We start from the raw sequence: 13,922 nt of genomic DNA, 5'->3' as shown, positions 1-13,922 counted from the left end.
GTCAGTTTCGCAGATTAAGGCTCTTACGCCTCAACGCCCGCAGCATACCAATCGACAGCCCAGAACTCGCCGTCGTCAATGATATCACCTGCAGCAACCCGCTCGGTTCCGGCATTGTCCATGATTGGGCCGGCGAACGGATGCAACGAACCATCGATGATGCCCATGCGGACCTTTTCAGCCGCCGCAACAACGTCAGCTGGAATTTTCTCATTGTAAGGCCCGATCACCACTTCGCCTTCCTTAAGGCCGGGCCAGGTGCTGCTTTCCGCCCAGGTGCCATCGAGAACCTGCTGGGCAGCCTCAATGTAATGTGGGCCCCAAACGTCGATGATCGATGTCAGCTGCGCTTTGGGTGCAAACGCACTCATGTCCGCGCCCTGACCGAACCCGCCAATGATACCGCGCTCTTCAGCGATCTGCAGACTGACCGGACCATCCATGTGCGAAGCAAATACATCAACGCCCTGATCGATCAACGCCCGGGTCGCATCGGCTTCCTTGGCTGGATCAAACCAGCTGTCGATATAGACCACCTTGACCGACACATCCGGATTGACCTTGCGCGCGGCAAGCGCAAACGAGTTGATGCCCATGCGAACTTCTGGAATGGGGATCGAACCGATATAGGCCAGCTTGTTGGTTTCGGTCATCATACCCGCAATTGTGCCCAGCACGGCGCGGCCTTCGTGGAATTTGGCGTTGTAGGTCGAAAGATTGGGCGAAGTCGCGTTGCCCGTGGCCCATTCGAATTTCACATCGGGAAATTCTTTGGCGACCTTGAGCATATAATCGCCAAAGCCGAAGCTGGTGCCGAAAATCAGCTTGTGGCCTTGCTGGGCCAGTTCACGGAACACACGCTCGCTGTCCGGGCCCTCGGCCACATTAGTCACAACGGTACTGGTGACTTTGCTGCCCAGCGCTTCTTCCATCGCCTCACGGCCCATGTCGTGGCCATGGTTCCAGCCATTGTCATCGGGTGTGCCAATCAGGACGAAACCGACTTTGAGTGGCTCTTGGGCGAATGCCCCTTGGCCAAGCAACGGTAGAGCGGCGGCGGCACCGCCGATCTTCAAAATATTACGACGTGAAAGCATGCTCATATTGGTCTCCCAAAAGACTTATCAGTTGGTGGGCAGGAACGGCTTGCCAAGGCAGGCCGGGGCACTCGTATTGCTCGATTGTCTGAGTGAGATCAGCACGAGAACGAGGATGGTTGCAAGATAGGGCAGCGCCGCCCAGAATTGTGACGGCACCACATGGGCAATACCGCCGCCCGCTTTTGCATAAAGTTCAATGGTCATTACCAGACCAAACAGATAGGCACCGCCCAACAGGCGGATCGGTCGCCAGGCGCCAAACACCACCAGCGCCAGCGCAATCCAGCCGCGCCCGGCGGTCAATCCTTCAACCCATTGCGGCGTCAGCATCAGCGGAAAGCAACTTCCCCCAATACCGGCCATCGCGCCGCCGAAGGCAACTGCTGCATAGCGAACACCGATGACCGAATAGCCCATGGAATGGGCCGAAATATCGCTTTCCCCGACGGCACGCAGGATAAGACCACCCCGCGTCTTGGCCAGGAACCACCAGACCAGCGCCACCATTGCTAGCGAAAGATAGACCAGTGGGCTATAGCCAAAAACCGCGCGCAATAGCGGATGGGTGGCCAATGCATCAGGAAATACCGACTTGAACAATGCCAGTGGCTTGCCGGTATAGGCGCGTCCAAACAACGCCGAAAACCCGGTGCCAAATATGGTCAACGCCAGTCCTGTGGCCACCTGATTGGCCGAAAGGCCCAACGTCAACACGGCAAAAATCATTGAAACCGCAGCCGAAGCCAAGGCGGCCGAGAGGATGCCCAGCCAGGGATTGCCGGTGTTGTAGGTAACCGCAAAGCAGATAACCGCCCCCACCAGCATCATGCCTTCGACGCCCAGGTTAAGCACGCCGCTCTTTTCGGCCACCAATTCACCCAGCGCTGCAAAGAGGATGGGTGTCGATGCCCCCACTAGCGTTATGATAATGCCGATCAGCAATTCAGGGCTCATGCGACTTCCCCCGCCGCTGGCAGCCGGACAACGCGGCGCAGCCGGTAACGCACCAGAATGTCACCAGCCAACAACAAGAACAGCATCATCGCCTGAAACAGGCCAACCGCAGGAAACGGCAATCCGATGGTGGTTTGTGCCACCTGCCCACCGACAAAAGTGATCGCCAGAACAATCCCCGCGACCACAATACCCAACGGATTCAACCGCCCGAGAAAGGCGACAATGATGGCTGTAAAGCCATAATTGGTCGGAAAGCTCGGCACCATGCGCCCGAACGGTCCCGCGACCTCCAAAACGCCTGCAAGTCCAGCCAGACCGCCCCCGACAAGCAAGGCCAGCCATATCGTCCGGTTTTCAGAAAATCCGCCATAGCGCGCCGCATGGGGCGCAAGCCCGACCACCCGGATCTGGAAGCCGAACATGGATTTGGACATCAGGACCCAGGCAACCAGGGCAACGATCAGCGCAATGGGCGTGCCCAATTGCACGATGGTGCCCGGAATGATGTAGGGCAAGGTCTGGTCTGCATTGAACAGCCGTGTCTGCGCCTGCCCATAACCGGTTGGATTGATCCACGGACCAAGGACCAGATAATTGAGTAACTGCACCGACACATAGGTCAGCATCAGTGTCGTCAAAATCTCATTGACCTTGAACTTGACCCGCAACAGTGCCGGCACGGCAGCATAGGCCATACCCCCGGCAACCCCGGCAATAATCATCAGCGGCAGAAGCCACCAACCGGTCATTTCCCAGGTTGCCAACGCCACACCAGTGCCCGCCAGCGCCCCAACGATATATTGCCCCTCGGCTCCGATGTTCCATACGTTTGCCCGATAGCCGATGGACAGGCCCACCGCAATAATGATCAGCGGCGACGCCTTGACCGCCAGATCCTGCCATTTCAGTGGATTGATCAGCGGCGTCAGGAAAATTTCCCTTACGGCACCAACGCCATCAAAACCGATAGTGGTGAAGATGATCGCCCCCAGCACCATTGTCAGAACCACCGCGGCAACCGGGGTGGCATAAAGCATGAACCGGCTTGGTTCTTGCCGTTTCTCAAGCCGGAACTGCATGCGTGTCCTCCGCTGCCTTTTCACCGTGCACGCCGCCCATGAGCAGTCCGATCTCCTCGACCGTTACCGTACCCACCGGCATGCTTGGCGACAATCGTCCATTGTTGATCACCGCCATCGTGTCGCACAGCGCCAGCAGTTCATCCAGATCCTGTGAAATCACCACAATCGCCGAACCTTCCGCCGCCAGATCCACCAACGCCTGATGGATGGCCGCAGCAGCGCCCGCATCCACTCCCCACGTCGGCTGGCTCACGATCAAAACACTCGGCCGCTGCAGTATCTCGCGCCCCATAATGTATTTTTGCAAATTGCCGCCCGATAGCGACCCCGCCAACGCCGCTGGTCCCAGCGCCTTGACCGCAAATTCTGTAATAACCTTGCCAGTATAGGTGCGCGCAGCCCCCGAATTGATCAGCCCCATGACCACCATGCTCATGCGGTCTCGAGCCGTCAAAATCGTATTCTCCGCCAACGAGAAATCCCCGATGGCGGCGTGGCCGTTGCGTTCCTCAGGCACAGCACATAGACCATGCCGTCGGCGTCCAGTTGTATCCAGACGTCCCAAAGGCTGACCATCAAGCGTTACGTCACTGGCGTCATGGGCCAATATTTCCCCACTCAGCGCATTGAGCAAGGCATTCTGCCCATTGCCGGCCACCCCGGCAATGCCCAGAATTTCTCCCGCGCGCACCGAAAAACTCACAGCTTCAACGGCAACATCGAAATGTCCCAACTTGCCGGTAGACAGGTCCGAAACAATAAACTTGGCTTCGCCGAGTTCGCGCCCCTCACCCCGCACAATGTCCTTGAGACTGGCGCCGATCATTTTTTCGGCCATGCTGCGCGATGTTTCTTCGCCCGGATCGCATGTATCAACCAATTTACCTGCCCGCAGGATTGTGGCCGTGTGGCACAAGGCTTTGATTTCGTGCAGCTTATGGGAAATATAAAGGATCGAGCACCCCTCGACCGCCAACTTGCGCAACACGCCGAACAATTGCTCGACCTCCTGCGGGGTCAGTACCGATGTGGGCTCGTCCATGATCAGCAGTTTTGGATTGAGTAATAGCGCCCGCACGATCTCGATCCGCTGACGCTCCCCCACCGACAAGGTCGACACTACCCGATGCGGATCAAGCACCAGCCCATATTCGTCCATCACTTTGCGAATACCAGCTTCAAGTTCGCGCGCCGGTATTTTTGCGTCCATACCCAGTGCAATATTTTCCAGCACCGTCATCGCCTCAAACAGCGAAAAATGCTGAAACACCATGCCAATGCCCAGCTTGCGGGCCGTCTTTGGGTTGGACATGACAACTTTTTGCCCATCCCAGCCAATCTCGCCACCGTCGGGCTGCATGATCCCGTAGATCATCTTGACCAATGTGGATTTGCCCGCGCCATTCTCGCCCAGAAGCGCGTGAATTTCGCCGGGTTTGACCGAAAAACTGACATGATCATTGGCGACAACGCCGGGGAACCGCTTGGTTATTCCCGTTAATTCCAGCCTGAAAGGCCTACTGGCGTCCATTAGCGGCCCCCCAATGTTTGGTGCCTTGCACGCCCGCTATATCTGCTTCCCATCGACCAATATGGACCATAATTTCGGCCGCCGCCAGCGCCGCGATAACCTCTGGGCGTTTGTCCACAAGCCCTTGATTGCCAATGGGTAAAACCAGTCGCTCCAGTGCTTGCACACTTCCCCCCTCGCCCCTGTACCAGCTCGAAAATTTCGCACGTTTTGTCTTGCTGCCCACCATGCCGACGTAAGGACTGTCGCTTCGGCTCAGCGCCTCCTGAGCGATCAGGAAGTCGAGCGCATGGTCGTGCGTCAATATAACAAAGGCACTCCCAATAGGCGCTTCGCGCACAACTGCCTCTGGCATCGCCACGCGTCTGGATTTGATCCCACTCGGCAACAAGGCCAACTCCTCGGAACGGGTATCAACGACGCAAACCTTGACCGGCAGCAAATCGAGAATCTTTGCTAGAGCCCGCCCAACATGGCCGGCCCCGAAGACAAAAACCGGCGTCAGTTCCGCGTCGTCCGCAGCAGCGTTGGTAACCAGCGCCGCGCGAATGTCGGGCGTCACCAAATCCATTGAAACGCCAACCCGCCCCCCGCAGCATTGACCGATTTCAGGTCCGAGCGGCACGTCGAGACGCGTCATATTCTCCCCGCTCCGGATCAGTCGGCGCGCCTGATCCAACACCATATATTCCAGCGTCCCACCGCCAATGGTGCCAAATTCACTGGTCTCCCCCACCAGCATGAACGTGCCCTGCGCGCGGGGACTGGAACCGCGCACTTCGCTCAATTGGGCCATGACGGCAACCGGTTCGTGCTCAAAAAATGCAGCGATCTCGGTGGCCTTGTCTATCATCCACGTGCCTCGCGCCTAACCCGTTCACATCCCATCAGCACTCTTTCAGGGGTCACCGGCGTGTCGAGCCGCGGGGCAATCCTGTATTCGCCAACGCTAGCCACCGCCATTGACAGCGCCTCCACCACGCTCATCGCCAACATTAGCGGCGGTTCACCCACCGCTTTAGAGCGGCCAATGGTTGGCTCAGGATTAACCGACCATTCCGCCAGTTCCACATTGAAAATCGGCGGCACATCAGAGGCCAATGGAATTTTGTAAGTCGAGGGCGCGTGTGTACGCAACTGCCCCTTGTCATCCCACACCAACTCCTCTGTGGTCAGCCAGCCCATGCCCTGGATAAAGCCGCCCTCTATCTGGCCCATATCCACCGCCGGGTTCAGCGATTTGCCGACATCGTGCAAGATGTCAACCCGATCCACCTGATATTCCCCGGTCAGCGTATCGATGGTGACTTCTGAAACTGCCGCGCCATAAGCGAAGTAATAAAACGGATGCCCCCGCCCCGTGGCGCGATCCCAGTGAATTTTCGGCGTCGTGTAAAAACCGGTCGCCGACAATTGCACCCGGCTGAGATAGGCCGAGGCAACCAATGAATTAAATGGCACAAACTCGTCGCCCGCCTGAACACCCCCCGGCACCCAGAGCACTGCCTCCTCGGCGCATTGATAGATCTTGGCGGCGTGCACCACCAGCCGCTCCTTGATCTGGCGCGCCGCATCATAGGCCGCCATGCCATTGAGGTCAGACCCGGAAGACGCCGCAGTCGCCGACGTGTTGGGAACCTTGCCGGTCGATGTCGCCATGATCTTGATGGCATCCAGCCCAACCCCAAAAGCGTCGGCCAGAACCTGGGCAACCTTGATGAAAAGCCCCTGCCCCATTTCGGTGCCGCCGTGGCTTAAATGGATCGAGCCGTCCTTATAAACATGCACCAGCGCGCCCGCCTGGTTGAACCAGGTAGCCGTAAACGAGATGCCGAACTTGACCGTCGTCAGGGCAATGCCCTTCTTGAGCACATTACTGCTCTCATTATGGGCTTTGACCGCCTTCCGGCGCGCCTGATAGTCGGAGGATTGTTCCAGTTCATCGACGATGCGGTGAACGATATTGTCGCCAACCGTCTGGTGGTAGGGCGTTATATTGTTGTCGTCAGTGCCGTAAAAATTGGCCTTGCGAATGTCGAGCGGATCACGATCCAGCGCATAGGCAATGTCCTCAATCCACCGCTCCGCTGCCAGCATGCCCTGCGGCCCACCAAATCCTCGAAACGCCGTATTGGAAACAGTATTGGTATAGAGCGGCTCTGATCGCACCCGGACAGCGGGATACCAATAGGCATTATCGGCATGGAACAGCGCCCGATCGGTCACCGGCCCCGACAGGTCCGATGAAAATCCGGCCCGTGCACCGTAGACGGCATCAACCGCCAGAATTTTGCCGGTATCGTCATAGCCGACATCATAATCGACAACGAAATCGTGTCGCTTGCCCGTGGCACTCATGTCATCGTCACGATCCGGGCGGATCTTGCAGGCGCGTTTCCATTTTTTTGCGGAGAGCGCCGCAACGGCTGCAAACAGGTTGCCCTGCGTCTCCTTGCCACCAAATCCACCGCCCATGCGCCGCACATTGACGGTCACCGCATGCTGCTGAATACCCAACACATTGGCCACCATCAACTGCACTTCGCTGGGATGCTGGGTTGAGGAAAAAACCGTCACATCTTCATCTTCGCCCGGAATAGCCATGGCAACCTGGCCTTCGAGGTAAAAATGGTCCTGCCCCCCGATGGTCATGTTGCCAGTTACCCGGCGCGGCGCCGCGGCCAATCCCGCAGCGACATCGCCGCGTTCCAGTTTAAGAGGCTCCGTCACCAACTTGCTGCCCGCCGCTTGCGCGGTCCGAACATCGCCCACAAACGGCAGTGGCTTTAACTCGACCTTGGCCAATTGTGCGGCCCGACGCGCTGCCTCGCGGGTTTCCCCCACGACTGCAAACATCGGCTGCCCCCAGAACTGCACAACGCCATCGGCAAAAACCGGCTCATCATGCTTGTGGCTCGGGCTGACATCGTTGTGGCCGGGAATGTCCTCAATTCCCAGAACCCCAATCACCCCCGGCGCGGTTCTTACCGCACTCAGGTCAATGTCGACAATTTGCGCATGGGCAGATTGCGACAATCCCAGATAGGCGTGCATCGTTCCGGCTGGTTCGACGATATCGTCAATATACTCCGCCGCCCCGGCAACATGTTTGGGGCCACTATCGTGGCGGGTAGCTTCGTGCATCTGGGTTCGCGGCACGCTTGGGTGCTTGTTCATCAGGCAGCCCCCGCACCAACCGCTGGCCAATGCCAGTCGTTTCAGCGTGAAACCGGCGCAATAGATTTTGCGCGACCAATAACCGATATTCCGCCGAGGCCCGCATGTCGCTGATCGGTTGAAAATCGCTGGCAAAGGCACCAACGGCTGCTTCAATTGTATCGACCGTCCAAGGCCGACCTACCAGCGCCGCTTCCACCCCATTTGCGCGCTTGGGCGTCGCGGCCATTCCGCCAAATGCAATCCGCACCATGCCGACCAGTCCCGCATCATTGACAAATACGCGGAAAGCCCCGCAAAGCGCCGAAATATCCTCGTCGCGCCTTTTAGAAATCTTGTAGGTGGCAAACTGCTCACCAACCGGCAGATGTGGGATAGTCACACTTTCCACGAACTCACCGGACCGCCGATCCTGCTTTCCATAGTCAATAAAAAAGTCTTCCAGCTTTATTTCGCGCCGGTGTTCCCCCTGCCGCAGGTGCAACTTCGCACCCAGGGCGATCAGTGGCGGTGGCGTGTCCCCAATCGGTGATCCATTGGCAATATTGCCGCCAATCGTGCCCATATTCCGCACCTGTTCGCCTGCAAACCGGTTCCACAATTCACCCAACTGCGGAAAATAGTTCTCGATGACGGGCAACGCCTCTGAATAGGTAACGCCAGCATAAAACCGAACTTCGCTGTCGTTTTCCGCTATCCGTCGCAACTCGGGTATGTTGCCAATATAGATGGCAGGCCCAATGTCGCGCATGAACTTGGTCACCCACAAACCGACATCGGTTGAGCCAGCAACAATCCGCGCCGAAGGCATTTCTGCATAGAGTTCGGCAAAATCATCCAGATGTGCCGGGACAATGACCTTCTCGCTGCCCTCGCCCAATTCGACCCGCGCGCCATCATTAAGCGCAATGACCCGTGCCTTGATCGCGATGCGCTCAGCCCGCAAGGGATCCGCCTCAGGGGCACCATATGAGGAAATCGATTTGGCCGCGCGAATAATCGGCGCATAGCCGGTGCACCGGCACAAATTGCCCTGCAAAGCGCGCTCGATCGCCAGGGTCGATGGATTTGGATTGCGCATCCACAATGCGTAAAGCGACATCACAAAGCCGGGTGTGCAAAATCCGCATTGGCTGCCGTGATGATCCACCAGCGCCTGCTGCACCGGGTGCAATGTCCCATCCCTGGCGGCAAGGTGTTCAACAGTCACCACGTGACAGCCATCAAGGCTGGCGACAAAGCGTATGCACGCCGTCACGGAATCATAAATGATTTCGTCGCCCGACAACCGCCCCACCAACACCGTGCACGCCCCGCAATCGCCTTCCGCACAGCCTTCCTTGGAGCCGCGCAACCGTTTCTCCAGTCGCAGGAAATCCAGCAATGTGGTTGTGGGCGAGACCTCGGTCAGCGTGACATCCTCATCATTGAGGATAAACCGGATCGCGTTGCGCACTTCTGCCATTTTAGCTGCCCCGATAGGTTGAATAGGCAAATGGGCTCACCAGCAACGGCACATGATAGTGGCTGTCTTCACCAATGGAAAAACGAATCGGCACCACGTCCAGAAACGGGTTCTCAAGCTCAACGCCCAGCCGTTCGAAATACTGGCCGACATGGAATTGTATCTCAAATATTCCCTTGTCGAACTGCTCACCTTCCAGAAGCGGCTGATCCACTCGACCGTCGGCATTGGTAAAACTTTCGGCAATATGATGGGTGTGGTCGCCGTGCACATAAAGCAGATCAAGGCGCATCCCCCGCGCTGGCTTGCCATGCATGGTGTCCAGAACATGCGTTGTCAGGCGCCCCGATCCCGCCATTTATGCAATCCTTTGCTTTGCCCCAAGGACGCAGACTATCGCAAATTTCGTGCGTTCCAAGGGGGGCGCAACAGATTTTTACCATTTGGTCTATTTTTGTGCATCTTGTTGTTACAATCCCAACAGCTAAACTCGAGTAAATAACAGCGAGATGTCTTCATGCGTTACCCCCGCGATCTTCATGGTTATGGCGCCACCCCGCCCAAGGCAAACTGGCCGGGCGGCGCCCATATCGCGGTGCAATTTGTCCTCAATTATGAGGAAGGTGGCGAAAACAATATTTTGCATGGCGATGAGGCTTCCGAAGCCTTTTTGGCCGACGTTGTCGGCGCCGCCCCTTGGCCCGGCCAGCGCCATTGGAACATTGAATCGATGTATGAGTATGGCGCCCGTGCCGGATTTTGGCGTCTGCATGCCATATTCACCAATGCCAATTTGCCCCTGACCATTTATGGCGTGGCAACGGCTTTGATGCGGGCCCCGGCTCAACTTGAAGCCATGCAGGCCGCAGGCTGGGAAGTCGCCAGCCATGGCTACAAATGGGTCGAACACAAGGATATGCCGCCCGAAACCGAACGCGAGCAAATCCGGCAAGCCATCCATCTGCACACAATCGCGACAGGCGAGCGCCCTCTGGGCTGGTACACGGGCCGCTGCTCGCTCAATACGGTCGATCTGGTCTCCGAAGAAGGCGGCTTCGCCTATATTTCGGATACTTATGACGATGATTTGCCCTATTGGCGCGTCCACGACGAACGCCCGCAATTGATCATTCCCTATACGCTTTCAGCCAACGACATGCGCTTTGTCACCCCTTCCGGGTTCGACAATGGTGAAGCCTATTTCCAGTTCCTCAAGGACAGTTTTGATTGCCTTTATGCAGAGGGCAAATCCGGCAGCCCAAAAATGATGAGCGTCGGTCTTCATTGCCGCCTGGTCGGTCAACCCGGTCGCGCAATGGGCCTGCAACGGTTCCTCGACTATATCGCCACCCACGAAAAGGTCTGGGTCCCGACACGCCTTGAAATTGCCCGCCACTGGGCCAGCCAACATCCCTACCAATCGCCCGACCTGCAACCAAGCCACCTCGACAAAGCCGGTTTCATTGACCATTTTGGTTCGATTTTTGAACATTCCCCCTGGATCGCTGAACGCGCTTGGGAGGGTGAACTCGCCCCCGCCAATAATACAGCAGTTGGCTTGCACTTCGCATTGCGCACCCAGTTTCGCCTCGCCAGCCACGACGAAAAACTAGGCGTTCTACGCGCTCATCCCGACCTCGCTGGCAAACTCGCGGCCGCCAGACGGCTGACCAAAGCCTCAACAGATGAGCAGGCCTCAGCCGGGCTCGATGCCTTGACCGACGAGGAGCGTGAAACCTTCACCGCCCTCAACACGGCCTATGTCGAAAAATTCGGCTTCCCCTTCATCATCGCGGTCAAGGACAATACCAGGGCCACCATTCTGGATGCCTTCAAGAACCGCATCAACAATAATGCCGATGAAGAGTTCAACGCCGCGTGCGCCCAGGTCGAACGCATTGCAAGGCTTCGCCTCGACGCCATCCTGCTTTAGCCAATTGCGGCGATGCCCCTTGCGGCAAAGCCAAGCCTGCGGCTAACTGCCGACAGTCATTTTTTGAAAAGTGCGAGTCCATGAGCATCCTTATCGCCCCACCCGCAACTGACATTCCAGACTTTGCCCGCAACGGCGTCAATCTTGCTTCAGCCGGATTGGGCGCCAAAGCGCTGAGCTGCACCGACGATTTTTTTGCCGAGGTCAACCGGATGCTGTCCGACGCCGCGCCCGCATTCGACCCCGATCTTTATGATGACAACGGCAAATACATGGATGGCTGGGAAAGCATTCGCCGTCGCAATGGCGGGCATGACCATGCCACCATCCAGCTTGCAGTCCCCGGTATCATTCGCGGGTTTGACGTCGATACGTCATGGTTCACCGGCAATTTCCCGCCCGCCTGCGCTATTGAAGCCTGCAACAGCGCCTTGCCCCCTGACCAGTCCACCGTCTGGACCCAGATCGTTGATATCAGCGGCCTGACCGCCTCAAATCATCATTTCTTCGCCTGTGCATCCGACAAGGTCTGGACCCACGTTCGCCTCCACATTTATCCCGACGGGGGCGTCGCCCGCCTTAAGGTCTATGGCGAACCTGAGTTGGACCGCGCCAGTATCGGTGAGCAAAATCTTGATCTGGCGTCGGCCCTCAATGGTGGTCGCGTTATCGCTTATTCGGATGCCCACTACGGCTCCTTCCAGCGCCTGCTTTCGCCCGGACGCGGTATCAATATGGGCGATGGTTGGGAAACCCGCCGCCGCCGCACGCCGGGCAATGACTGGATCATACTGGCGCTGGGCGCGCGTGGCATTGTCGATGCCATTGAGGTCGACACCGCTCACTACAAGGGCAATTACCCTGATGCAGTCTCCGTCCAGGCCGCCGATCTTGGCCGGGGTTTCGATAACCTCAACGACGCGGTCGTCACCGCTGCCATGTTCTGGCAAGAACTGCTGCCGCAACAAAAACTGTCTGCCGACACCATCCATGACTTCAAGACGGTCAACGCGATTGGCCCCGTTACCCATGTGCGGGTCAACATCTTCCCTGATGGCGGCATTTCGCGCCTCCGTCTATTTGGAAAACTCGCGCCCTGATGGACATTGAGATGCAACAGATTGACCTTCACCCCTTGACGGCAGCAGCGTTTCTGCCTTTTGGGCAGGTCATCCAAACCGAGGGTGCCGATCACTACGCGATCAATGCCGGCATGACCGAACGCTATCACGATCTGGCCGCCGTCGAACTGACTGGGGCGAACCCCCGGCCGCTGATTTCCATCTTTCGCGGTCAACCCTATCAATTGCCGCTGCCGCTCAAAATGATGGAACGGCACCCCCTTGGCAGCCAGGCCTTTTATCCGCTCTCAGCAATCCCCTTTGTCGTCGTTGTGGCCCCCGACAACAACGGCCAACCGGGACGGCCACTTGCCTTCATCACGGCACCGGGTCAGGGCATCAACATCGCCCAGAATGTCTGGCACGGCGTTTTGACCCCGCTGCAGCAAACCTGCGATTTCGTTGTCATTGATCGCGGCGGCGATGGCAATAATCTGGAAGAACATCACTTCAGTACCCCATATTTGATCGCCGCGACGACCTAGAGCACCGTGCGGAAAAATGCCTGTTCCCGCGAAGGCGGGCGTGGGAACCTGTTTTCCGCAAAAACGACGCTACATCAAAAAATAGGGCGCACGTTCCGACTCTATTGGAACGCCCGGCGCTCTAGGCCGCCGGGATTAACGACGGCAACCACTTGCTCTTGGCCCTGCGTCAGCCACATCATATAGTGGTGGCATAAATGTTGGAGGACGATTGCCATGGCTGGCCGAACTCTGGTTGCCCCGATATTGGTGTTGGTGCTGCTCTTGGCAGGCTGGCTGCCGACCTATGCGGCTGAACCGGCCCAAAACATGGTCGGCCAGATAACCTATCGCGAACGCATCGCCCTGCCCCCAGGCGCCAGTCTGCGCATGGCAATCGTTGATATGGCAAAGCCAGACCTGCCAGAAATAGTCGCCGCAACCGCTGCTATTTCACCGACCGGCCAGGTACCGCTTCAGTTTGATTTTTCGGTGCACTCACGGCTCATCAATGCAGGCGGACAATTCGGGCTGATTGCCCAGATCATTGCCGACAACCAGATCTGGTTTGCCAGTCCGCGTCCAGTACCACTCCAGTTCGGCACCAATCCATCACTGGCTCTGACCCTGTCGATGGCCGAAGCGGGCACACCCACTTTTTTCCCCATCGCCGACAGCCCCAGCGTCAGCCTCGCGGTTTCGGGACAATTGTTTGAAACGAAATGGCAAATCATGGCCATTGCCGGTAATCCCGTTACGACCCAGACCGGCCTGACTTTTTCAATCGCAGCTGACTATCGCAGTGGCGGCAACGCCGGTTGCAACCAATATTTTGCACAGCTTGTATTGACCGGCGACAAGATGAGCGTTGGCCCGATCGCGGCGACTCGGATGGCGTGCGCACCCGCCGTTATGGTGCAGGAAGCGGCCCTCTTTGCCGCCCTCTCCAACGTTGACAGCTATAAGCTTACGGGGCCGGAACTGGTCCTTTTCGGCGCCGATGGATCCGACCTGCTCCACTTGCGCGCCGGACACAATTGACATTACCCGTGCCTGCTGGCTGACTGCCCCTAACAAAGATTCAGGGGTAGC

At 57.6% G+C, this 13,922-nt stretch carries 12 protein-coding genes; 4 read left to right on the top strand and 8 right to left on the bottom strand.

Going from position 1 to position 13,922, the window contains the following annotated elements; translation table 11 throughout:
- Nucleotides 1-23: 23 nt before the first annotated feature.
- From PSQ90_RS12150 to uraH, 8 genes are read right to left on the bottom strand one after another with little or no spacing between them, the layout of a single operon-like run.
- On the bottom strand, nt 24-1,103 hold the full coding sequence (locus tag PSQ90_RS12150) for a BMP family ABC transporter substrate-binding protein (RefSeq protein ID WP_282210559.1): 1,080 nt from the start codon (nt 1,101-1,103) through the stop codon (nt 24-26).
- A 21-nt stretch (nt 1,104-1,124) separates the two neighbouring features.
- The gene (locus PSQ90_RS12145; protein ID WP_282210558.1) at nt 1,125-2,054 is read right to left on the bottom strand and encodes an ABC transporter permease; all 930 of its coding nucleotides are present in this window, start codon (nt 2,052-2,054) and stop codon (nt 1,125-1,127) included.
- Nucleotides 2,051-3,136, bottom strand: a complete 1,086-nt coding sequence (locus PSQ90_RS12140) for an ABC transporter permease (protein ID WP_282210557.1) — start codon at nt 3,134-3,136, stop codon at nt 2,051-2,053. The genes PSQ90_RS12145 and PSQ90_RS12140 overlap by 4 nt, the downstream gene beginning before the upstream one ends.
- Nucleotides 3,120-4,670 carry an ABC transporter ATP-binding protein gene (locus PSQ90_RS12135; RefSeq protein ID WP_282210556.1) on the bottom strand — a complete coding sequence of 517 codons (1,551 nt, stop codon included), beginning with the start codon at nt 4,668-4,670 and terminating at the stop codon, nt 3,120-3,122. The genes PSQ90_RS12140 and PSQ90_RS12135 overlap by 17 nt, the downstream gene beginning before the upstream one ends.
- On the bottom strand, nt 4,657-5,523 hold the full coding sequence (gene xdhC / locus PSQ90_RS12130; RefSeq protein ID WP_282210555.1) for a xanthine dehydrogenase accessory protein XdhC: 867 nt from the start codon (nt 5,521-5,523) through the stop codon (nt 4,657-4,659). Before xdhC ends, PSQ90_RS12135 begins: the two co-directional genes overlap by 14 nt.
- On the bottom strand, nt 5,520-7,847 hold the full coding sequence (gene xdhB, locus PSQ90_RS12125) for a xanthine dehydrogenase molybdopterin binding subunit (protein WP_282210554.1): 2,328 nt from the start codon (nt 7,845-7,847) through the stop codon (nt 5,520-5,522). Before xdhB ends, xdhC begins: the two co-directional genes overlap by 4 nt.
- Nucleotides 7,789-9,312 carry a xanthine dehydrogenase small subunit gene (gene xdhA / locus PSQ90_RS12120; RefSeq protein WP_282210553.1) on the bottom strand — a complete coding sequence of 508 codons (1,524 nt, stop codon included), beginning with the start codon at nt 9,310-9,312 and terminating at the stop codon, nt 7,789-7,791. Before xdhA ends, xdhB begins: the two co-directional genes overlap by 59 nt.
- Before the next feature lies 1 nt (nt 9,313).
- Nucleotides 9,314-9,670, bottom strand: a complete 357-nt coding sequence (uraH, locus tag PSQ90_RS12115; protein WP_282210552.1) for a hydroxyisourate hydrolase — start codon at nt 9,668-9,670, stop codon at nt 9,314-9,316.
- Between the two features lie 159 nt (nt 9,671-9,829).
- On the opposite strand from uraH, the gene puuE reads away from it, so the two are divergent.
- The 4 genes from puuE (at nt 9,830) to PSQ90_RS12095 (ending at nt 13,871) form a co-directional block, all read left to right on the top strand.
- Nucleotides 9,830-11,245: an allantoinase PuuE gene (gene puuE, locus PSQ90_RS12110; protein WP_282210551.1), complete on the top strand. Its 1,416-nt coding sequence runs from the start codon at nt 9,830-9,832 to the stop codon at nt 11,243-11,245.
- Nucleotides 11,246-11,325: 80 nt separating this feature from the next.
- Complete coding sequence (gene alc, locus PSQ90_RS12105; RefSeq protein ID WP_282210550.1) at nt 11,326-12,345, top strand: allantoicase; 1,020 nt, start codon at nt 11,326-11,328, stop codon at nt 12,343-12,345.
- A gap of 11 nt (nt 12,346-12,356) precedes the next feature.
- Complete coding sequence (locus tag PSQ90_RS12100) at nt 12,357-12,851, top strand: ureidoglycolate lyase (RefSeq protein ID WP_282210549.1); 495 nt, start codon at nt 12,357-12,359, stop codon at nt 12,849-12,851.
- Between the two features lie 216 nt (nt 12,852-13,067).
- Nucleotides 13,068-13,871: an META domain-containing protein gene (locus PSQ90_RS12095; RefSeq protein ID WP_282210548.1), complete on the top strand. Its 804-nt coding sequence runs from the start codon at nt 13,068-13,070 to the stop codon at nt 13,869-13,871.
- The last annotated feature ends 51 nt before the right edge of the window (nt 13,872-13,922 follow it).

This window comes from Devosia rhodophyticola (assembly GCF_028816475.1).
GTDB lineage: Bacteria > Pseudomonadota > Alphaproteobacteria > Rhizobiales > Devosiaceae > Devosia > Devosia rhodophyticola.
The sequence above is the reverse complement of the archived record's forward strand: the minus strand, read 5'-3'. Positions and strand labels throughout refer to the sequence as shown.